The 18431-nt window shown below is 63.0% G+C and carries 21 protein-coding genes; 8 read left to right on the plus strand and 13 right to left on the minus strand.

Annotation, left to right across the window (positions count from 1 at the left end; genetic code table 11):
- Positions 1 to 5: 5 nt before the first annotated feature.
- The 5 genes from msrA to NH8B_RS08730 form a co-directional block, all read right to left on the minus strand.
- On the minus strand, positions 6 to 551 hold the full coding sequence (msrA, locus tag NH8B_RS08710; protein WP_014086951.1) for a peptide-methionine (S)-S-oxide reductase MsrA: 546 nt from the start codon (positions 549 to 551) through the stop codon (positions 6 to 8).
- On the minus strand, positions 548 to 1486 hold the full coding sequence (locus NH8B_RS08715; RefSeq protein ID WP_014086952.1) for a histone deacetylase family protein: 939 nt from the start codon (positions 1484 to 1486) through the stop codon (positions 548 to 550). Before NH8B_RS08715 ends, msrA begins: the two co-directional genes overlap by 4 nt.
- 7 nt (positions 1487 to 1493) lie before the next feature.
- Positions 1494 to 1709, minus strand: a complete 216-nt coding sequence (locus tag NH8B_RS08720) for a DUF1653 domain-containing protein (RefSeq protein WP_014086953.1) — start codon at positions 1707 to 1709, stop codon at positions 1494 to 1496.
- Positions 1706 to 2770 carry an HD-GYP domain-containing protein gene (locus NH8B_RS08725; RefSeq protein ID WP_014086954.1) on the minus strand — a complete coding sequence of 355 codons (1065 nt, stop codon included), beginning with the start codon at positions 2768 to 2770 and terminating at the stop codon, positions 1706 to 1708. The genes NH8B_RS08720 and NH8B_RS08725 overlap by 4 nt, the downstream gene beginning before the upstream one ends.
- Positions 2771 to 2886: 116 nt before the next feature.
- A complete protein-coding gene (locus tag NH8B_RS08730; protein WP_014086955.1) occupies positions 2887 to 3831 on the minus strand; it encodes a nucleoside hydrolase in 945 nt (314 codons plus the stop codon).
- 231 nt (positions 3832 to 4062) lie between these two features.
- Between NH8B_RS08730 and NH8B_RS08735 the strand changes: the two genes are divergently transcribed.
- Entirely contained in the window at positions 4063 to 4995 is a 933-nt protein-coding gene (locus tag NH8B_RS08735) for a tRNA dihydrouridine synthase (RefSeq protein WP_014086956.1), read from the plus strand.
- Positions 4996 to 5277: 282 nt separating this feature from the next.
- Here the strand turns inward: NH8B_RS08735 and NH8B_RS21080 are convergent, their stop codons facing one another.
- Positions 5278 to 5421, minus strand: coding sequence for a hypothetical protein (locus tag NH8B_RS21080; RefSeq protein ID WP_008954002.1), 144 nt, complete (start codon positions 5419 to 5421; stop codon positions 5278 to 5280).
- Positions 5422 to 5433: 12 nt separating this feature from the next.
- Positions 5434 to 6012: a LexA family protein gene (locus NH8B_RS08740; RefSeq protein WP_008954003.1), complete on the minus strand. Its 579-nt coding sequence runs from the start codon at positions 6010 to 6012 to the stop codon at positions 5434 to 5436.
- Between the two features lie 331 nt (positions 6013 to 6343).
- On the opposite strand from NH8B_RS08740, the gene dbpA reads away from it, so the two are divergent.
- Entirely contained in the window at positions 6344 to 7726 is a 1383-nt protein-coding gene (gene dbpA, locus NH8B_RS08745; RefSeq protein ID WP_014086957.1) for an ATP-dependent RNA helicase DbpA, read from the plus strand.
- Positions 7727 to 7801: 75 nt separating this feature from the next.
- Here the strand turns inward: dbpA and NH8B_RS08750 are convergent, their stop codons facing one another.
- Positions 7802 to 8002, minus strand: coding sequence for a hypothetical protein (locus NH8B_RS08750; protein ID WP_014086958.1), 201 nt, complete (start codon positions 8000 to 8002; stop codon positions 7802 to 7804).
- 112 nt (positions 8003 to 8114) lie between these two features.
- Complete coding sequence (locus NH8B_RS08755) at positions 8115 to 8909, minus strand: substrate-binding periplasmic protein (RefSeq protein WP_014086959.1); 795 nt, start codon at positions 8907 to 8909, stop codon at positions 8115 to 8117.
- 59 nt (positions 8910 to 8968) lie between these two features.
- Here NH8B_RS08755 and NH8B_RS21205 point away from each other — a divergent pair, with 59 nt between their 5' ends.
- The gene (locus NH8B_RS21205) at positions 8969 to 9655 is read left to right on the plus strand and encodes a hypothetical protein (RefSeq protein WP_232503550.1); all 687 of its coding nucleotides are present in this window, start codon (positions 8969 to 8971) and stop codon (positions 9653 to 9655) included.
- A 51-nt stretch (positions 9656 to 9706) separates the two neighbouring features.
- Here NH8B_RS21205 and NH8B_RS08765 read toward each other — a convergent pair whose 3' ends face one another.
- Positions 9707 to 11626 (minus strand): PHA/PHB synthase family protein, encoded by a 1920-nt coding sequence (locus NH8B_RS08765; protein ID WP_014086961.1) that lies wholly within the window; start codon positions 11624 to 11626, stop codon positions 9707 to 9709.
- A 234-nt stretch (positions 11627 to 11860) separates the two neighbouring features.
- Between NH8B_RS08765 and NH8B_RS08770 the strand changes: the two genes are divergently transcribed.
- Complete coding sequence (locus tag NH8B_RS08770; RefSeq protein ID WP_014086962.1) at positions 11861 to 12115, plus strand: hypothetical protein; 255 nt, start codon at positions 11861 to 11863, stop codon at positions 12113 to 12115.
- Between the two features lie 12 nt (positions 12116 to 12127).
- On the opposite strand, the gene NH8B_RS08775 is transcribed toward NH8B_RS08770, so the two are convergent.
- On the minus strand, positions 12128 to 12715 hold the full coding sequence (locus tag NH8B_RS08775; RefSeq protein ID WP_014086963.1) for a DUF1003 domain-containing protein: 588 nt from the start codon (positions 12713 to 12715) through the stop codon (positions 12128 to 12130).
- 223 nt (positions 12716 to 12938) lie between these two features.
- Here NH8B_RS08775 and NH8B_RS08780 point away from each other — a divergent pair, with 223 nt between their 5' ends.
- Complete coding sequence (locus tag NH8B_RS08780; protein ID WP_014086965.1) at positions 12939 to 13250, plus strand: pyrimidine/purine nucleoside phosphorylase; 312 nt, start codon at positions 12939 to 12941, stop codon at positions 13248 to 13250.
- Between the two features lie 409 nt (positions 13251 to 13659).
- Complete coding sequence (fucP, locus tag NH8B_RS08785) at positions 13660 to 14967, plus strand: L-fucose:H+ symporter permease (protein ID WP_014086966.1); 1308 nt, start codon at positions 13660 to 13662, stop codon at positions 14965 to 14967.
- Positions 14968 to 15084: 117 nt separating this feature from the next.
- On the opposite strand, the gene NH8B_RS08790 is transcribed toward fucP, so the two are convergent.
- Entirely contained in the window at positions 15085 to 15858 is a 774-nt protein-coding gene (locus NH8B_RS08790) for a sulfite exporter TauE/SafE family protein (protein ID WP_014086967.1), read from the minus strand.
- A 98-nt stretch (positions 15859 to 15956) separates the two neighbouring features.
- Between NH8B_RS08790 and NH8B_RS08795 the strand changes: the two genes are divergently transcribed.
- Positions 15957 to 16862 (plus strand): LysR family transcriptional regulator, encoded by a 906-nt coding sequence (locus NH8B_RS08795; RefSeq protein ID WP_014086968.1) that lies wholly within the window; start codon positions 15957 to 15959, stop codon positions 16860 to 16862.
- A gap of 78 nt (positions 16863 to 16940) precedes the next feature.
- Here the strand turns inward: NH8B_RS08795 and NH8B_RS08800 are convergent, their stop codons facing one another.
- Positions 16941 to 17561 carry a hypothetical protein gene (locus NH8B_RS08800; protein ID WP_014086969.1) on the minus strand — a complete coding sequence of 207 codons (621 nt, stop codon included), beginning with the start codon at positions 17559 to 17561 and terminating at the stop codon, positions 16941 to 16943.
- Between the two features lie 153 nt (positions 17562 to 17714).
- On the opposite strand from NH8B_RS08800, the gene NH8B_RS08805 reads away from it, so the two are divergent.
- Positions 17715 to 18341: a helix-turn-helix transcriptional regulator gene (locus NH8B_RS08805; RefSeq protein WP_014086970.1), complete on the plus strand. Its 627-nt coding sequence runs from the start codon at positions 17715 to 17717 to the stop codon at positions 18339 to 18341.
- Positions 18342 to 18431: the final 90 nt, after the last annotated feature.

Raw genomic sequence — 18431 nt, forward strand, 5'->3', positions numbered from 1 at the left:
CCGGATTATACGTCGGGAGTGCTGCGTCGCAGCAGGGCCGGAAACAGGTGCTGCAACTTGGCCAGCTTGGGGGCGATGATTGCCTGGCAATACGGCGCTTCCCGGTTCTGGTCGTAATACTCCTGGTGGTAGGCCTCGGCCGGATAAAACGTGTCCGCGGCGACCAGTTCGGTGACGATCGGCGCATCGAACACGCGCTGCCGTTCCAGCTCGGCGATGAAAGCAGCGGCTTCCTGTCGCTGAGTGTCGTCATGGTAGAAGATGGCCGAGCGGTATTGCGTGCCGACATCGTACCCCTGGCGGTTTGGCGTAGTGGGGTCGTGGATGGCGAAAAACACGGCCAGCAGGTCGCGGTAGGAGAGGATGGCCGGGTCGTAGGTGATTTCGACGGCTTCGGCGTGCCCCGTGGTGCCATCGCATACCGCCCGATAGCTGGGGTCGGGAGCATGGCCGCCGGTATAGCCGGACACTACTGCGTGGACGCCGTCGAGGCGTCTGAAGGCCGATTCGGTGCACCAGAAACAGCCGCCGGCCAAGGTTGCCTTGTTCATTGCATGTACTCCTGTGTTTCATCTATCGGCGGGCGCGGGCCGGTCCGGTCGAACCGCCGTACCGCCTCCCTCACCGTGGCGGTCTGGATGGCCACGGTGTCGGCGATGGGGACGGCATAGCCGCCGGCCATGGCGATGGCGACGCCGACCTCGTACCGCTGGCACGCATCCAGCACCATCCGGTCGCGCCGCAGCAGGCCGTCTGCCGTCAGGCCGAGTTTGCCCAGTCGGTCGCCTTCATACGGATCGGCACCGGCCAGGTAGAACACCAGGTCGGGACGGGCCAGCCAGAACAGCTCCTCCAGGTTGGCCGAAAGCAGGGCCAGGTAGCCCTCGTCCGACGTGCCGTCCGGCAACTCGACGTCGCGGTCGCCGGCCACCTTGCGGAACGGGAAGTTGTTCTGGCCGTGCATCGAGAAGGTAAACACCCGTGCGTCATCGCGGAACAGGGCGGCGGTGCCGTTGCCCTGGTGCACGTCGAGATCGATCACCAGCGCTCGCCGGATATGGCCTTCGTCCAGCAGCAGGCGCGCCGCCACCGCCACGTCGTTGAACACGCAAAAGCCGCTGCCCTTGTCGGCCTGGGCGTGGTGGGTGCCGCCGGCCAGATTGACTCCACAGCCCTGCAGCAGCGCGACGCGTGCGGCGGCAATGGTGGCGCCAACCGAATGGCAGGCGCGCGCCACCAGCTGCGGCGACCACGGCAGGCCGATTTCCCGCTGTGCGCGTTCCGGCAGGCTGCCCTCGAGGAGGGCGTGGACGTAGGCGGCATCGTGCACGCGGCACAGTTCGGCCGGCGTCGCCGCCGGTGCCGGCTCCAGCAGGTGGAGAGCGAAGCCCTCCACGGCCTCGGCCAGGAGGCGGTATTTCTCGGCCGGGAAACGATGGCCGGGCGGCAAGGGCAAGGCCAGGTGGTCGGTACGAAAAATGCGCATGGGGCGCTCAGAACGCCTTGACCAGGGCAAAGCGCGGCTGGGGCACGCCGTCGTGGGTGACACTCTCCTCGAACATGGCCACCGGGCGCACCCACAGGCCGTACTCGCCATAGAGTGCGCGGTAGACGACCAGCGGCTCTTCGGTTTCCGAGTGCCGCGCGCAGCCGATGACTTCGTACAACGGTCCCTTGTAGTGGCGGTAGATGCCGGGGGGGATACTCATGTTGGGCTCCAGAGACGGTAGAACAGCGGCAGATAGCGCTCTTCCACCTGGATATTCAGCGATTTGACGATGCGGAAGCACTCCTGCGCCGTGTCGATGCGTTCGGCCGGGCGTGTTTGGGGGGCGACGCGCGGGGTCGCTGCGTTGGCGGTGATGTTGACCACTATCGCCCGATTGCCGTCGGCCAGTTCGACGAAGCTGCCTGGCGGGTAGATGCCGATGATCTTTACCAGGTGGGATACCAGCTCCGGGTCGATTTCCCCCATCTTGCCGGCATAGAGCTCGCCCAGGGCCTGCTTGGGCTTCATGCGCGCGCGGTAGGTGCGCGGCATCATCTTGGCGGTCACCAGGTCCAGTGCGTGCAGCAAATGGGCCAATGGCTCAACGTCTTCACCGGCCAGGCTGAACGGATAGCCGCGGCCGTTCTTCTTTTCATGGTGCAACAGCACGATGGTGTGCCATAGCACATCGTCGACCCCGGCTTCGCGCAGCAGGGCGGAGCTTAACAGCGGGTGAGCATGCAGGGTCTGGCGCTGGGCGGTGGAGGGCTCGGCCTGCTGCGAGGCCATGCTGTCCTGCAGGCTGGCCGAGGAGACGTTCATCGTCAGGGCCGCGCACACTAGTTGCTCGGTATCGGCCGACGGCAGCCCGTAGCTCTGCCCGACCCGGGCAGCCAAGAGGGCGCAGTTGATGGCGTGATGGGCTGCATAGTGGCGATACGGGCACAGCATGATGGCCGCGATGACACCGTCGGGCTGGCTGCCTGCCATCTCGATCAGCAGATTGGCTAGCTCCATCAGGCGTTCGCGGTAGTCACTGAAAACCAGCACGCGCTGGTTCAGTGCGCGCAGATAATCAGCCAGGTTGGGCACCGCCTGCACCGGGCTGATGCTGGTCGGGGGCAGGGCGGGGATCGGTCCGGTGGGGGCGTCTTCAATCAGCGATTGCTTGAATTTGTCCGTCAGCCGGAAGTGTTGCTCGGGTTCCTGCGCGCCATGCCTGACGTTGACCTCAACCAGGCGGTTATGGATATAAAGTGAATCTGGCAGGCTAAAACGCAATTTGTATGCTCCATGGCGATTCTTGTACGTTTGGTACAAGTATACCGCGCCGAAGGGAATTGCGGCGTGGCTCCCCCTGCAACGGGCATCCTCGGATTTCAGACCTGGCCGCGGTTTCAGGGAAGCCTGGCCAGGCAGTCTGTCAGCTGGGCGTATACGCCGTCGGCATCGACCTCGGTGAGGTATAGGACATTCGCCGGCCGGCCGCTCACGCCCCACCAATCCACCACCGTGGCGCCCAGCGTCAGCGGGCTTGCCGTTTCCACCTCGACATTGACCCGGCGTCCCTTGAACAGGTCCGGCTGCAGCAGATAGGCCACCACGCAAGGGTCGTGCAAGGGAGCGCCGTTGGCGCCGAAGCGCTGCACGTCGTGGCGCTCATGGCTGATCAGGATATCGGCCGCGAGGGGGCCGCAGCGATTGGCCAGGGCGTGCAGGCGGGCGATGCGTGCTGCGCTGGCGCCCACCTGGTGGGTCACGTCCAGCGGCAGCATCACGATCGGCACGCCCGAGCGCAGCACGATGGCGGCCGCTTCTGGATCGACGAAAACATTGAACTCGGCCGCCGGCGAGATGTTGCCGCCGGCAAAATAGCTGCCGCCCATCAAGACGATTTCCTTAATGCGTGGCGCGATGTCCGGTGCTTTGGCCAGGGCGAGGGCGATGTTGGTCAGTGGTCCGACGGGGCAGAGGGTGATGGTGCCGACCGGCGCCTCGCGCAAGGTGTCGACGATGAAGTCGACGGCATGCTTGCCTTGCAGCGGCATTTCCGGTTGGTGAAGGGGGACGCCGTCGAGCCCGCTCCTGCCATGGACATGTTCGGAGGTGACCAGCGGGCGCAGCAGCGGGCATTCGCAGCCGGCGTAAACCGGGACATCGGGGCGTTGTGCCCATTCGCAAACGATGCGGGCGTTGCGCGAGGTCAGGTCCACGCCCACATTGCCGGCCACCGTGGTCAGCGCGAGCAGATCGATCTGTTCGCCGGCTCCCAACAAGGCGAGGATGGCCACGGCATCGTCTAGGCCGGGGTCGGTATCGAAAATGATGGTGGGACGCGTCATGTCGGGCGCCTATGGAGAGGTGGGGGCGGCGTCACGCCGGTAAGGTATCTCGTGGGTATCGGGAAGACGGGTTCTCCCATACCCCATTTTAAACATACGTTCTGTTTTCCCGTCCTGCCAATACGCGAGTGTTGCCCAGTCCAGAAAGCTGATGGGCGATGCAGGTTGGCCGAAAGACAGGGCAGGCGGACTTGGCTAGAATACCGCCTCCTGAATCCGAGGTATTCCCGAATGAAGCTGGTACTCGCCCCGATGGAGGGCTTGGTCGACGACATCATGCGCGATGTGCTGACCCGCATCGGCGGCATCGATTGGTGCGTGACCGAGTTCGTGCGCGTTACCAGCACACTGCTGCCACCCAAGATGTTCTACCGGTTGGCGCCCGAATTGCACCGGGCCGCACGTACGCGAGCGGGTACCAGCGTGCGTGTGCAATTGCTGGGATCGGATCCGGTGTGCCTGGCGGATAATGCGGTACGCGCGGTCGAGCTGGGCGCTCCGGCGGTCGACCTCAACTTCGGCTGCCCGGCCCCCACCGTCAACCGCCATCGCGGCGGGGCGGTGTTGCTCACCGAGCCGGAGCTCTTGTTCCAGATCGTGGCGGCCGTGCGTGCCAGCGTCCCCAAAGAAGTGCCGGTCACGGCCAAGATGCGGCTGGGCTATGAGGACAAGAGCCTGGCGCTGGAATGCGCGCAGGCGATCGAGCGGGCGGGAGCAGATGAATTGGTGGTGCATGGCCGCACCAAGGTCGAGGGCTATCGGCCGCCCGCCCACTGGGACTGGATTGCCCGCATTCGCGAGAGTGTCCAACTACCCGTGATCGCCAACGGCGAGGTGTGGACGGTGGAGGATTGCCACGCCATTCGCCGCGAGAGCGGTTGCGACACCGTGATGATTGGGCGTGGGCTGATCGCCGCACCGGATCTGGCGCGACGCATCAAGGCCGGGCCGGGGGCCGAACCGATGCCGTGGGACGAGATGACGATCTGGCTGCGCGATTTCTTCGAGCAGTGCCGTGAGCGGGCAGAAGAATCGGCCTACCCTGCATCGCGGCTGAAGCAGTGGCTGGGGCAGCTCAAGCGTAGCTACCCCGAGGCGGGCGAATTGTTCGAACAGGTGCGACGCGAGAAGCAGTCGGCAGTGATTGCCCAGATACTTGCTTGACATACGTAATTGTACGGATGGTACGAAGTTATCATGTCGCCTACAGTTCAAGGGCAGCCGGTTGTTTGCTTCGTTGCCGGCAGCGGTAGCATCGGTGCCTCTCAGTTCCGGTTGTTACATTCCCCCCCCCCAAGCAAATTGATACGCCCTTCATGCGAAGGGCGTCTTCTTTTGGCGCTGCCGGTTCACAGGCGATGCCGCCAGGGAGGTTGATCCTCGGTGTGGGCGTGGGTTTCGTGTTAAGTCCAGCGGGCAATGTGCAGCCCGGTTCTGGGGTGGGGGTCAGACGAACTCGACCGGCACGAAGTAGCTGCGGCCGGTGCGCGAGACCAGAACCTGCGGCTGACCCTGTACGACCGAGCGGAAGGCGCGCGGCAGACGGCGCCAGTCGAGGAACTTCATCTTGATTTGTTGGTTGTTGCTCATGGTGCATCCTCCTCAATCGACCTTGTGAATCACGTTGGTGACCACGCCCCAGATGAAGAACGAGGCCTCTTCCGGCACCTCTATCGGGGCAAAATCCGGATTTTCCGGCAGCAGGCGCAGGCCCGTCGCCGTTTTCTCCAGCCGTTTTACCGTCAGCTCGCCATTGATCACCGCTACCACCACTTTGCCGTGACGAGCCTCCAGCGATTTGTCTACTACCAGCATGTCCCCATCGTGGATGCCGGCATTGATCATCGAGTCGCCCTTGACCGTGACCAGGAAACTGGAGGCGGGGCGTCTGACCAGGTGGGTGTTCAGGTCGACGTCGGCTTCTTTCAGGTCGTCGGCGGCGACGGGTGCGCCGGCAGGAACGCGGCTGGCGAACAGGGGTAACGATACGTCGGACAATTCGCTGGTGAGCGAGCGGAATTCGTCCACGTGCAGTTCACGTACCGCCCGTATGGCGCGATACTCTTGCAGCCAGGCTTCCAGCACCGGCTTGAGTGGTTCCGGTACACGCATGGCGACCGTCTTGTCACCGCCAAAAGCGGACTTCCTGCCGGCGCCTTGGCGCTTGCCTCCCTGGGTCATGCTGCTTTGCTCTGTGTCCTGATGATGATTTGATTCTGTACAAAATCAAACAGACTGGCAACCTGAATTTGCGGTCGAGCGTGGAAGCGATGGCGACAATACAACAGGGCGGGTGAGCCCGTGCCCGGTTCAGGCGGCGGACTAAGTGAGAGGAGCGGTGCCGGAAATGCGTCTCTCGCCAAGGTTGGCCGAAGCGGCCTTTCCCGGTTTGTCAGCCCGCCGTGCCCGTGTGCTCTTGTGGCTTGCATGGCGGCATCAATGCCGCATGGCGCTGGTCGGCGACGGCGTAGCCTGATAGACTGTCCGCCTTTTGCCAACGCGCCAAGTCATTGTGAACAAAACGGATTTTTCCTCGCTTCCCCTCTCGCCCGCCCTGGTCGCCAACCTGGCCAGCCTTGGCTACACCCGCATGACCCCGATCCAGGCGCAGAGCCTCCCGGTCATCCTCAACCGCCAGGACCTGATCGCCCAGGCCAAGACCGGTAGCGGCAAGACGGCTGCCTTCGGCCTGGGATTGCTCGACAAGATCAATCCGCGCTGGTTTGCCGTGCAGGCGCTGGTGTTGTGCCCGACGCGCGAGCTGGCCGATCAGGTGGCCAAGGAAATCCGCCGGCTGGCGCGTAGTGTCGACAACATCAAGGTGGTGACGCTGTGCGGTGGCACACCGATGGGGCCGCAGATCGGCTCGCTGGAGCACGGCGCGCACGTGGTGGTGGGCACGCCGGGCCGGTTGCACGATCACCTGAGCCGCAACACGCTGGACCTGTCCACCGTCGAAACCCTGGTGCTGGACGAGGCCGACCGCATGGTGGACATGGGCTTCTACGAAGAGATCGTCGGCATCGTCGCCGCCTGTCCGCGCAAGCGTCAGACGCTGCTGTTCTCCGCCACTTATCCGGACACTATCCGCAAGCAGAGCGCACGCTTTCTGAAGAACCCGGTCGAGGTCAAAGTGGAGTCGCTGCATGATGCGGGCCACATCGAGCAGCACTTTTACAAGATTCAGCCGGAACGGCGCGTGGCGACGGTGGCGGCGTTGCTCGGCCATTTCCGTCCGGTCTCGACCATCGCCTTCTGCAATACCAAGCAGCAGGTGCGCGAATTGGCGAATGAGCTGCAACAGCAGGGCTTCTCGGCGCTGGCGTTGTACGGCGAGCTGGAGCAGCGCGAGCGCGACGAAATCCTGGTGCAGTTTGCCAACCGCAGCTGTTCGGTGCTCGTGGCCACCGACGTAGCGGCGCGCGGCCTCGACATCAGCACGCTGGAAGCGGTGATCAACGTCGACCTGTCGCACGATCCGGAAATCCACATCCACCGCATCGGCCGTACCGGGCGTGGTGGCGAGAAGGGACTGGCGCTGAGCCTGGTCGGCCCGAACGACAGTAAGCGACTGGCGCTGATCGAGGATTACCAGCAGGCCAAGCCGAACTGGGCGGATCCGGCCGAGTTGACGAGCAGTGGTAGCCCGCTGGTGCCGCCAATGGTGACGCTGTGCATTGCGGCTGGCCGCAAGGACAAGGTGCGCCCGGGCGACATCCTGGGCGCGCTCACCGGTGAGGCGGGCATTGCCGGTCAGCAGGTGGGCAAGATATCGGTGTTCGAATTTTCCAGCTACGTGGCGCTGGATCGCCACATCGCTCAGCAGGCCTTCAGCCGCCTGGCTGAGGGGCGGATCAAGGGGCGCAGCTTCAAGATGCGCTTCGTGGGTGCTTAAGCCCGGACCAACCCTGGCGCATGAAAACCAAAGCGGCCCTCGACGGGCCGCTTTTTTGCGTCATCAGTGATGCCCTCAGTGGGCATGGGTATGATCGTGGCGGTGTTTCCTGTTGTCGAACAACCAGGAAATCCCCTGGATCACCCCCACCACGGCAAGCGCCGCCAAGAGGGCCAACGGAATCCATGGTGCGGAAACGAACAGCACAACGACCATGATGATGCTGATCATCAATAGGCCGGTGTACCAACCGCCCTGTTTGCCTTGCGATTTCATCTCGGTACTCCCCACCTCCAACCAGCACGTGCCTGTCACATTCAGTCTAGTTCATGGCGTCGGTGATGGCAGGGGATGGTGAGTTGTCGAGGCGGGGCAGGGTTTGGCAGGGTCAGGGATCGGGCTGCCAGTTGGCGTAGCGTTGTTCGATCTTGGCGGTGGTGCCGTCGTTGACCATGCTGGCCAAGGCCTGGCGCAAGCTAGTGATGGTGGCATCCGGCGTTGCCAGGCTGCAGGCCAGGCCGCCGGTAACGCGGAAGAAGGTGTGTACCGGCACCACTTGCTTGGTCAGGCCGGCTTTGCGCAGAAGATCGGCGGCGACCAGGCGGTTGGCGGCCCACAGGTCGATACGCTGGGCGACCAGCTTGCGCGGATTGGCACTTTCCTCGATGGCGGTATCGACGATAAAGCCGCGTTCTTTCAGATAGCTGTCACGGATGTCGCCGTTGTAGGTGCCGATGACGTAGCGTCGGGCGTCTTCGAGGTTGTCGATGTCGAATTTCCGGCTGGCCAGGCCAAACAGCGTCCAGTCGGCGTAGGTTGTCGGTTCGACCCACTTGAACAACTTGTCACGGTCCGGCGTGTGAGCCGTATTGAACACGCAGTAATTGGCCTGGGTCTGCGCCAACGAGTAGGCCCGAAGCCAAGGCAGCACCACGATGCGATAGTCGATATGGGTGCGGGCCATCATTTCGCGCACCTTGTCGGTAACGACTCCGGCGAGCTGCCCGTTGATCATCATCTGATTTGGCGGATACGACTCGGTGGTCAGCGTCAGGGGCGGTAGCGCTTCAGCCCTCAGCGTGGGCGATAAAAGAAGTGAAGCCGCCAGCGCGATGGCTGCTCCCCAGCGCCCGACAGGGCCGGCAGGGCCAATCCATTTGCCTATTGTCAGCCGTTGAGTCATGTTTTCGTCATTGTGGTTGTGTGCTTCGGTCCGCAAAGGGTAAACAGGCTTGTCTCCGCGTGCAACCCGATTCCTGCTTTTCCACGCTTGATAAAGAGGGTCTTTGGGGTGCGTCGCCAGCACGGCTTCAGTACTGGTATCGACCTTCCCGGTGCGTGCTGGTCCGTTTCATGCATTGTCTTCAGGGTGTACTCCGGGCGGCTTGGTTGATGGCCGGGCCGCGGGATGGCCGGTCGGCGGTGGCGGCGTTGAGTGCATCGAGTAGGCTGCCTTTGGGAGAGGTTTTGCGGCTGTCATTTTTTGATGGGGAAAACTATCATCAAATCAACATGATGCCGGGCACGCCAAGGGTGCCCGTATTACAGAATTCGCCGCTTGGCAGAAAGCATATGAACGCCATGAATAGCCGTCCTTTTGCCTTCGTGCGCACGCCGCTCCCACCCGAGCAGCTCAAATTGCAGGTCGAGGCCATGCGCTGGCTGCTGGATTTGCCTGCCCCGGTACGTCCATTGAAGCTGTCGCGGCAGTATGCCCGTATCGTCAATCGACTGGCCCAGCTGTGGTCTGAAGAGAACTCATGCCGCCGCTATCTGGACAGCCTGATGCTGGATGAGCGTGGCGGACGACAGGGGTTTCAACTGGAAATCGTCATGGAGCTGGGCAACCTGCTCAATTATTACGACGAACTGCATCCGGTGAGGTCGACTCCCGTCTGGGAGTGGGGCGGCAATACGCTCGGCCATTGAGGTCTTTACCTTTGGCCACATGCCGCCTTGTCAGAATTGGCAGGCGGCGGCTCAGCGTTGCAGCACGTAGCTACCGGGGGCGTTGCCCAATGGTGGGTAGCCTTGCTCGGCGGCGCCCATCGGCGGCGGCTCCCGGAGGCCGTCTGAGTGGCTTCGCAGCCACTCAGACCAGGCCGGCCACCATGAGCCTTCGTGAGGGGTGGTGGAGGCAAACCAGGTTTCCGGGTCGATGTAGGGGTGGTCGCTGGGGCGGTGCGAGAGCCGGTAGTGTCTGCCGTCGTGGCCCGGTTCGCTGACAATGCCGGCGTTGTGGCCGCCGCTGGTGAGCAGGAAGCTGATGTCGGCATCGGCGGCAAGGTGGATTTTATACACCGATCGCCAGGGCGCGACGTGGTCGGTTTCCGTGGCCACGACAAACATCGGCACGCGGATGTCGCTCAGCACCACGGGGCGGCCGCCGATGCGGTAGCGGCCTTCGGCCAGGTCGTTGTTGAGGAAGAAACGGCGCAGGTACTCGCTGTGCATGCGGTAGGGCATGCGCGTGGCGTCGGCATTCCAGGCCATCATGTCGTTCAACGGCTCGCGCCGTCCCATCAGGTATTCGTGCACCAGGCGCGACCAGATCAGGTCGTTGGAACGCAGTAGCTGAAAGGCGCCTGCCATCTGCTTGGTGTCGAGGTAACCCTGGTCCCACATGATGTCTTCGAGGTAGCTCAACTGGCTGTGGTCGATGAACAGCATCAGTTCGCCGGCTTCGGTAAAATCGGTCTGCGCCGCCAGCAGGGTGACCGAGGCCAGGATCGGATCGGCTTCGCGTGCCAGATAGGCCGCCGCGATCGACAGCAAGGTGCCGCCCAGGCAATAGCCGACGCTGTGGACCGGGGCGTCGGGGACGATGGCGCGGATGGCGTCGAGCGCATCCAGGACGCCCAGCCGCAGGTAGTCTTCCAGTCCGATGTCGCGGTCGTCGCTGTGCGGGTTGTGCCAGGAGATCATGAACACGGTGTGGCCCTGTCCGACCAGGTAGTTGACCAGCGAGTTACCGGGGGAGAGGTCGAGAATGTAGTACTTCATGATCCAGGCCGGCACGATCAGGACCGGTTCGGCATGAACCTGCCCGGTTTGCGGAGTGTACTGGATCAGTTCGATCAGCCGGTTTCGGTAGACCACCTGGCCGGGCGTGATGGCGACTTCATGTCCCGGACGGTAGGCTTCGGCCCCCAGAGGCGGCTTGCCGCCGATGGCGCGCTCCCAGTCAGCCTGGAAGTGGCGTAGGCCGCGTATCAGGTTCTGCCCCTGTTCCTGGAGGGTGGTTTGCAGTACCTCGGGGTTGGTGGCGACGAAATTGATCGGCGACATCATGTCGAGCAATTGGCGTGCGGTGAAGGACACGACCTGCTCATGGTGATGCGAGACGCCGCTAATGCCAGTGGTGGCGTTGTGCCACCATTGCTGGTTGAGCAGGAAGGCCTGCGAAATCAGGTTGAACGGCCAGTTCTGCCAGGCGGGGCTGCTGAAGCGGCGGTCTTGCGGTAGCGGTTGGATGCAGGCCGGGCAGCCCGCATTGGCGTGCGCCCTGACGGCGTAATTGCCGAGCCGGACCGACTTGCGTACGCCCTTTTCCACTAGCTGCTGCCATTTGCCCGGGGAGACGGCGAGATGCACCGCCCAGTCGAAATAAGCCAGGGCCAGGCTGGCCGGCGATATGCCGAGAGTGGCTCGGCCCAGATTGGCGCGCAGCAGCCGGTCGAGGCTGGTGGGGCCGTCGTCGGCGTCGCTGGAGCCGGGCTCGGACACGGATGGGGGTGTGGGTGGTTCGCCATCGAACAGGCCGGAGAGTCGTGCCCAGTGGCCGCTCCACTGGCGGAGCCCCTCGTACCAGCCGAGCACCGGCCAGGCGTTCTGCGGTACGGTCGGGAGAATGGGGGCGGTGGAGCGTGTCTGCGGGTCGGTTGCCTTGTTCACTGTCATCACCTTTGCCGTTTCTTGTCATGATAACGGTTTGTGCCAGGCGTAGCAGGGAAGACGGAACGGCTACCCTTGGCGGTATGGGTTTCACTGTGTCATGCGGGGCGACCCCGGACCTTGATGAAGGTTAAATCCGGATGTGTGATGTGGTCTTTTCCCGACGGCGCGCGAACGGGGCGGTCATTGTGCAAATCGCCGCGATGCCCTAGTCTCGCTGCCATTTGGGAGAAACGGCGTATGTTGATGCTGCTGGCGGCGAGAATCGACCGCAACAATCAGATTCTGATCAATGCCCGGCTGGATGGTTACCCGGCGCATTTTCACGTGGAGCCGGAGGCGGTCGACGCCTGGCTCCAGCTGCCGCCATTGGGTATGGAGAATTCGCTGACCCTGCTGCAGGGCAACTGGAGCCGCTTTGCGGCGCCGCTGGAAAGGCTGGTGCGGCGCCACGGTAACGATTTTGTGGTAACGGCGGAGATGCTCAAGCCGTGAGCGAGGGCTGAATTACATCGTCCCGTCCGGATTTTTTCGGGTTCCCGGCGGCGGGGTGTCGTCCGGGTGGGGCGGGAGGGTCCGCTGCAGGCGCTTGAGCTGGTCGAGGTCCGACAGGATCTGCCAGGTCAGATGGTCGATGCGCTTGTGCAGGCCATCGATCGACGCTTCGGACTTGAGGTTGACCTCGAAGTCGCGAATCATCGTCATGCGGTCACGTGCGGCCTGACGGTTCTGCGACATCATGATGATCGGCGCCTGGATCGCTGCCAACATCGACAGGATCAGGTTGAGAAACACGTAGGGGTAGGGGTCGAAGGCCCGGGTGCCCAGGATGCCGGTGTTGATAATGGTCCAGCTGATGAGCACGGCGGTGAAGATGCCGATGAACGTCCAGGAACCGCCGAATTCGGCGACTCGGTCGGCCAGTCGCTCGCCGAGGGTGACGCCGTCGTCAGGCAGGCTGGTGTCGGTACGTGTGGCCTGCAGCCGTTTGGAGATGCGCATCAGGGCGTGGCGCTCGCGTTCTCCGAGGCCGCCTACGCCGGTGTGCAGCAAGTGTTCTGCCAGGTAGCGGATGTCGCGGTTGTCCTGTTGCATGATGGAGTCCCCCGAGTTGATGGTGGGTGGGTTGGGACCACGTGCGGTCGCACCCCTTCTATTGTGACGGCGCGATTGTGCCACAAGCTGACGGTGGAGCGTGTAAGCATTCGTAACGGGGCTTCGGCCAACCTTTGAGGCTGGCCGGCCTTGCGGGGAGTGTTCTCCGGCGATCGTGCGGGTTACACTTTTGCCCTTTCACCAGAACAAATAAGGACAGAGCATGGAACAGTTCGATAACGTCAGCGTGGTCAAGAAGGCCAATGTTTACTTCGACGGTAAATGCGTCAGCCACAACATCGTCCTGGCCGATGGCACCAAGAAATCGGTGGGCGTCATTCTGCCGGCCAAACTGACGTTCAACACGGGCGCACCGGAAATCATGGAAGTGCTGGCCGGCGAGTGCCGCGTCACCCTGAGTGGCGAGAGCGAGTCGCGGACCTATAAGGGGGGCGAGTCGTTCAAGGTGCCCGGCAACAGCGCGTTCGATATCGAAGTGGTCGATACCCTGCACTACGTTTGCCATTTCGGCTGATTTCGACAGCGGTACCCCAGATAAAAGGCGACTTCGGTCGCCTTTTTTGTTTTTGGGGCGGAGGAGGGGTTGCTGATTTACAAGCGATACGGTTGACGCGTAGTATTGCTACGTTTTTTCGCGACCAGAGTCCATGGCAGGGCCAGGAAACAGTCTGTTGTGGATGTGTAAATACGGCGGGCAAACAGGGTTAATGCTTGTTTTGTATTGATATATTGAACGACGTTACCTTTTCTTGCCGGCCGATATGTGACGATCTGTCCTAGATGGATGGTGTGCTCTATAACAAAATATCTGTAGCAATGCTACATATCTGGCGCAACAAACCGCCGGCTTGCCATGCAGACGCTCACTGCATCGAGCCGGCTGACCGTAAACAGCAGAAAATAGTATGGATGGAACGACAGACATGTCCTCTCAGCTTGGCAAGACCAATTACTCGCGCGCCCTGACGGTGCTCACCTCCCTGTTTTTCATGTGGGGGTTGATCACGTCGCTCAACGACATCCTCATCCCGCACCTGAAGGCGATCTTCACCCTGAGTTACCTGCAGGCGGCACTGATCCAGTTCAGCTTCTTCACCGCTTACTTCGTGATGTCGTTTCCGTCGGGCTACCTGGTGGAAAAGCTCGGCTACAAGCGCGGCATCATGATCGGCCTGGCAACGGCGGGTCTCGGCTGTCTGCTGTTCTACCCGGCGGCCGGCGCCAAGTCCTACCCGTTCTTCCTCGGCGCGCTGTTCATTCTGGCCTCCGGCATCACCCTGCTGCAGGTGGCGGCCAACCCGTACGTCACCTTGCTGGGCAAACCCGAGACTGCGTCCAGCCGCCTCAACCTGACCCAGGCGTTCAACTCGCTGGGGACGGCCATCGGGCCGTTGGTGGGGTCGGTGCTGATTCTGGCGGTGGCGGTGAAACCGGCGCAGGAGCTGAGCGGCCTGTCGCCGGAACAGCTGGCGGCCTACAGCGCTGCCGAGGCCGGTTCGGTGCAGACGCCGTACCTGATTCTGGCCGCGCTGCTGTTTGCGCTGGCCGTGATCATCGGCCTGTTCAAGCTGCCGAAGGTGAAGGAGGGCGATACCCCGGCCGATGCGCCGCAAGGCAACGCCGAGTACCATGCGCATGACAGCGTCTGGGGCTACCGCCACCTGGTGCTGGGCGCGGTGGGCATCTTCACCTATGTGGGGGCAGAAGTGTCGATCGGCAGTTTCCTGGTGAGCCTGATGGGGCAGCCGCAGATTGCCGGTCTGTCCGAGGCGGTGGCCGGCAAGTATCTGGCCCTGTACTGGACTGGCGCCATGGTGGGCCGTTTCATCGGTGGCGTGGTGATGCGCAAGATCAAGCCGGGCCACGTGCTGGCCTTCAACGCGCTGGTGAACGCGCTGCTGATCGCGGTGGCGATGAGCATAGGCGGCCAAGCGGCGATGTGGGGCCTGATCGCCATCGGCCTGTTCAACTCGATCATGTTCCCGACCATCTTCTCGCTGGCCATCGAAGGGCTGGGCAAGTTCACCGGGGAAGGTTCGGGCGTACTGTGCATGGCGATCGTCGGCGGTGCCATCGTGCCGTTGATCCAGGCGTTCTTCGCCGACCGCATCGGCATCCTGTATTCCTTCGTAGTGCCGCTGGTGTGCTACGGCTACATCGTGTTCTACGGCTTGAAGGGGCACTACGCCGACTTCACCGCGACACGCAAGGTGGCGGCGGTGAAGCGCTAAGCGCCATGGCCCCCAGGGGCTGACAGCTTGAGCAACGCCCGTTCCCGCATAAGCGCGGGGCCGGGCGTTTTGTTTTGGCGGGGGGGCTGGGGCATGGCCGGGGGCAATCCGGTCCAATCAGCCGCCTCGGTGCGGCTGCATCATCAAGATGGCCGTGCCCAACAGCATCAGCGCGAACAGCTGTTTCAGTCGCCGCTCCGGCAGGCGGTGTGCCAGGGCGACGCCCCACGATATGGTGGCCATGCCGCCCACGGCCAAGGGTGCGCCAAGGTGCCAGTCCACATGCTGGGCCCGGCTATAGGTCGCCAGCGCCACCAGTGCGCCCGGCACCACCAGGGCCAGCGCCAGTCCCTGCGCCACCGCCTGGCGTTTGCCAAAACCCTGCACCAGAATCGGTGCGGCGACGATGCCGGCACCAACGCTGAACAACCCGGCGAACAAGCCGCCCACCACACCGACAGCGGGCAGGTAGCGTTCGTTCCAGCCGGCGCTCGGGACTTCGCCGCCGGCTTGACGGCGGCTGATCCAGACAAAGTAACCGGCCAGCCACAGCAGGAATACGGCGAAAGCCAGCTTCAGCGCATGGGCGTCCAGCGCCACCGCCAGCCGGGCTGCCGGGTAGGTGGAGGCGATCGAAGCCAGGCCTATGGTCAGCGCCGTGCGCAGCGGGAACGGGTTGCGCTGGCGGTAACGCCAGAAACCGATCAGCACATTGGGTACCATCATGACCAGAGCGGTGCCCTGTGCCATTTGCTGATCCATGCCATAGCACAGCACCAGTACGGGAATGGCGATGATGCCGCCGCCGATGCCGAGCAAGCCGCCCAGCGCACCCAGCACGGCACCCAGTGCCAGGGATGGCGCTACCGCGATCAAGAGTGCCACTGTCATTGCCTTCGATTCCTGTTACGTCTGGAGCGACAGTGTAGCTCGGCGTGGCATCGCTATAATTCATCGTTAGTAAAGCCATCCTTAACTTCTACGCAACAATGAACGATCTCTCCGATCTCGCCTTTTTTACCCGCCTGATGCAGTGCGGCAGCCTGACCGCCACGGCTCAGGAGCTGGGTATTACGCCGCCCGCGGTCAGTCGTCGGCTATCCGCGCTGGAGAAGCGGCTGGGGGTGCGGTTGCTCAATCGCACCACGCGCACGCTGGCGCTTACTCATGAGGGTGAGCGCTATCTTAGTCAGGGGCAGCGCATCCTCGACGATCTGGCCGAGCTCGAGCGCGAACTGACCGGCAGCCAATCGGAGCCGCAAGGGTTGTTGCGCGTCAACGCCACGCTGGGCTTCGGGCGCCGGCATGTCGCGCCGGCGGTGTCGGCTTTCGTGCGCACCTACCCGAAAACCGAGGTTCAGCTTCAACTGAGTGATCGCATGCCGGCACTCACCGGCGGGGCGTTCGACGTCAGCATCCGCTTTGGCGAACCCCCCGAGGCCCGCCTGGTGGCGCGCAAGATCGTCGCCAACCGCCGCGTGCTGTGCGCCGCGCCCAGCTACCTTGACGCCCTTGCGCCTGTCACGGCGCCGCGCGAGCTGAGTCGGAACGCCTGTATCGTGGTCCGTGAGAATCAGGAAGCCTACGGCATTTGGCAATTGCATGCCGGCAGCCGCCAGGAAACGGTGAAGGTGGGCGGGGCGCTGGCCACGAATGACGGAGAAACCGCCGTCAACTGGTGTCTGGAGGGGCATGGAATCCTGCTGCGCTCACTGTGGGATGTGGCGCCTTACCTGCAGTCGGGCCGCCTGCGCCAGGTCTTGCCGGAGTGGCAGGGGGCGCCGGCCGATATCTGGGCACTGTACCCGCCGCGGCTGAACCTGTCGGCCAAGGTGAGGGCGTTCGTGGACTTCTTGACGTGCTACTTCGCGAACGGGACGGGCGGGCAGGGTTAGCCGGGGCTTCGGCCAACCCTGCTATGGCGGGGGCACGCTAGCGGGTCAGGGTGAGTGTGCTCAGGCGGGAGCCCGCTTTCAGAAGCGCTCGGGGAACTGCTTGGCCAGGGCACCACCCAGTGCATCGGCGATCACGTTCATGTGCTGTTTCATGGCTTCCCAGGTGTGGGCCTCCTGGCGGTAGTCCTTGTCCTTGAGCTCCTGAATCTGCTGGACGTGATGGCCGCCATGGGCCAGCAGCAGGCCTTGCAGCGTTTCTTTCGGCAGGTAGGGGTTGGCGCTGGACAGGAAGGCGGCGATCTCGTCCACGTTGGCGGCCATGGCTTTGTTGGCGCTGTCCTGCCCGCTCTTGCTGCCTTTCTCCGTGGCCATCAGATACTGCTTGACCGCGCCGTAATGGCCGGCGAGCAGGGTGAACAACTTGTCCGAGGCGGCCTGCCCATAGAAGGGCTGGATCGACGCGGCAATCTGTTTGGCGTTGGCGACCACCTCTTGCTCGGCGGCGGCCGCGCCGGACTTGTCGTGTGCCAGCGTTTCCAGTGCGACGTTACGCACCCAGAAAATGTGGCCGCTCCAGAGATCGCGCAGTGCCACTTGCGTTTGTGAAATCTTGGGGCTGTTGCTCAGCTCGGCATGGGCGAGCGGGGACAAGAAGGCCGCGATAAGCGACGCTGCCAGGGTTTTTTGCCAGGTTTTCATGAGAAATCTCCTTCGTGCTCAAGCTTCTTTGGGAGCTGTATTGTAGCCTATTTTGTCACTTAAACAATATAAATGTGTTTTAACTTATCAAAGTGATTTTTGCGCCATGAAGGATATAATCAAACTGAACGGGCAAATTGAAGGTGTAGCGACATGTTGGAAGCAATGGGTGAGCGTCAGCAGCAACTGTTACGACTGCTGCAACGGCAGTCTGCCGGGCTGACGGTGGAGCAACTGGCACAGGAGTTGGCCGTTACCCGTACCGCGGTCAGGCAACATCTGACAGTGCTGGAACGGGATGGTCTGGTGGAACGCGGGATGACGCAGCCGACGGGGGGGCGGCCTGAGCAGCTCTTCGTGCTGACCCCGAAGGGGCAGGAGGTGTTTCCCCGCCGCTATTCCTGGTTTGCCGAGCTGCTGCTGAAGATGCTGGAAGCCAAGCTTGGCCAGGACGAGCTTGCCAAACAATTGGCCGAGATCGGCACCAGTCTGGCTGCTACCTTGCCGCCGGCACGGGCGAACGATCCGGAAGCGCGCATCCGAGCGCTGGCCGACATCATGCTGGAACTCGGCTACGATGCCCGGCCGCAAGATGCCGGCCCCGGTCTGCCTGGCATCGTGGCCACCAATTGCATCTTTCATCATCTGGCGGCACGTTTCCCGGAAGTGTGCCAACTGGACCTGGCGCTGATGTCGAGCTATGTGGGAGAGCCCGTGACACACGAAGAATGCATGGTGCGGGGTGGGACTTGCTGCCGCTTCCGGTTCGCCAAGCCGTGAGCCGTGTCTGTGCCGGGCTGAGGCGCTCCGTCATGCCACGCACTGCCAAGGGTATTCATCCCCGTCGGGTGCGGGTGTGGCATCGCCACT

The organism is Pseudogulbenkiania sp. NH8B (genome assembly GCF_000283535.1).
Lineage (GTDB): Bacteria > Pseudomonadota > Gammaproteobacteria > Burkholderiales > Chromobacteriaceae > Pseudogulbenkiania > Pseudogulbenkiania ferrooxidans.

Excerpts from the sequence above, each read along its gene's own strand:
- msrA (WP_014086951.1), bottom strand. The coding sequence starts at position 551 with ATGAACAAGGCAACCTTGGCCGGCGGCTGTTTCTGGTGCACCGAATCG.
- NH8B_RS08715 (WP_014086952.1), bottom strand. The coding sequence starts at position 1,486 with ATGCGCATTTTTCGTACCGACCACCTGGCCTTGCCCTTGCCGCCCGGC.
- NH8B_RS08720 (WP_014086953.1), bottom strand. The coding sequence starts at position 1,709 with ATGAGTATCCCCCCCGGCATCTACCGCCACTACAAGGGACCGTTGTAC.
- NH8B_RS08730 (WP_014086955.1), bottom strand. The coding sequence starts at position 3,831 with ATGACGCGTCCCACCATCATTTTCGATACCGACCCCGGCCTAGACGAT.
- NH8B_RS08735 (WP_014086956.1), top strand. The coding sequence starts at position 4,063 with ATGAAGCTGGTACTCGCCCCGATGGAGGGCTTGGTCGACGACATCATG.
- NH8B_RS21080 (WP_008954002.1), bottom strand. The coding sequence starts at position 5,421 with ATGAGCAACAACCAACAAATCAAGATGAAGTTCCTCGACTGGCGCCGT.
- NH8B_RS08740 (WP_008954003.1), bottom strand. The coding sequence starts at position 6,012 with ATGACCCAGGGAGGCAAGCGCCAAGGCGCCGGCAGGAAGTCCGCTTTT.
- NH8B_RS08750 (WP_014086958.1), bottom strand. The coding sequence starts at position 8,002 with ATGAAATCGCAAGGCAAACAGGGCGGTTGGTACACCGGCCTATTGATG.
- NH8B_RS08755 (WP_014086959.1), bottom strand. The coding sequence starts at position 8,909 with ATGACTCAACGGCTGACAATAGGCAAATGGATTGGCCCTGCCGGCCCT.
- NH8B_RS08765 (WP_014086961.1), bottom strand. The coding sequence starts at position 11,626 with ATGACAGTGAACAAGGCAACCGACCCGCAGACACGCTCCACCGCCCCC.
- NH8B_RS08770 (WP_014086962.1), top strand. The coding sequence starts at position 11,861 with ATGTTGATGCTGCTGGCGGCGAGAATCGACCGCAACAATCAGATTCTG.
- NH8B_RS08775 (WP_014086963.1), bottom strand. The coding sequence starts at position 12,715 with ATGCAACAGGACAACCGCGACATCCGCTACCTGGCAGAACACTTGCTG.
- NH8B_RS08780 (WP_014086965.1), top strand. The coding sequence starts at position 12,939 with ATGGAACAGTTCGATAACGTCAGCGTGGTCAAGAAGGCCAATGTTTAC.
- fucP (WP_014086966.1), top strand. The coding sequence starts at position 13,660 with ATGTCCTCTCAGCTTGGCAAGACCAATTACTCGCGCGCCCTGACGGTG.
- NH8B_RS08790 (WP_014086967.1), bottom strand. The coding sequence starts at position 15,858 with ATGACAGTGGCACTCTTGATCGCGGTAGCGCCATCCCTGGCACTGGGT.
- NH8B_RS08795 (WP_014086968.1), top strand. The coding sequence starts at position 15,957 with ATGAACGATCTCTCCGATCTCGCCTTTTTTACCCGCCTGATGCAGTGC.
- NH8B_RS08800 (WP_014086969.1), bottom strand. The coding sequence starts at position 17,561 with ATGAAAACCTGGCAAAAAACCCTGGCAGCGTCGCTTATCGCGGCCTTC.
- NH8B_RS08805 (WP_014086970.1), top strand. The coding sequence starts at position 17,715 with ATGTTGGAAGCAATGGGTGAGCGTCAGCAGCAACTGTTACGACTGCTG.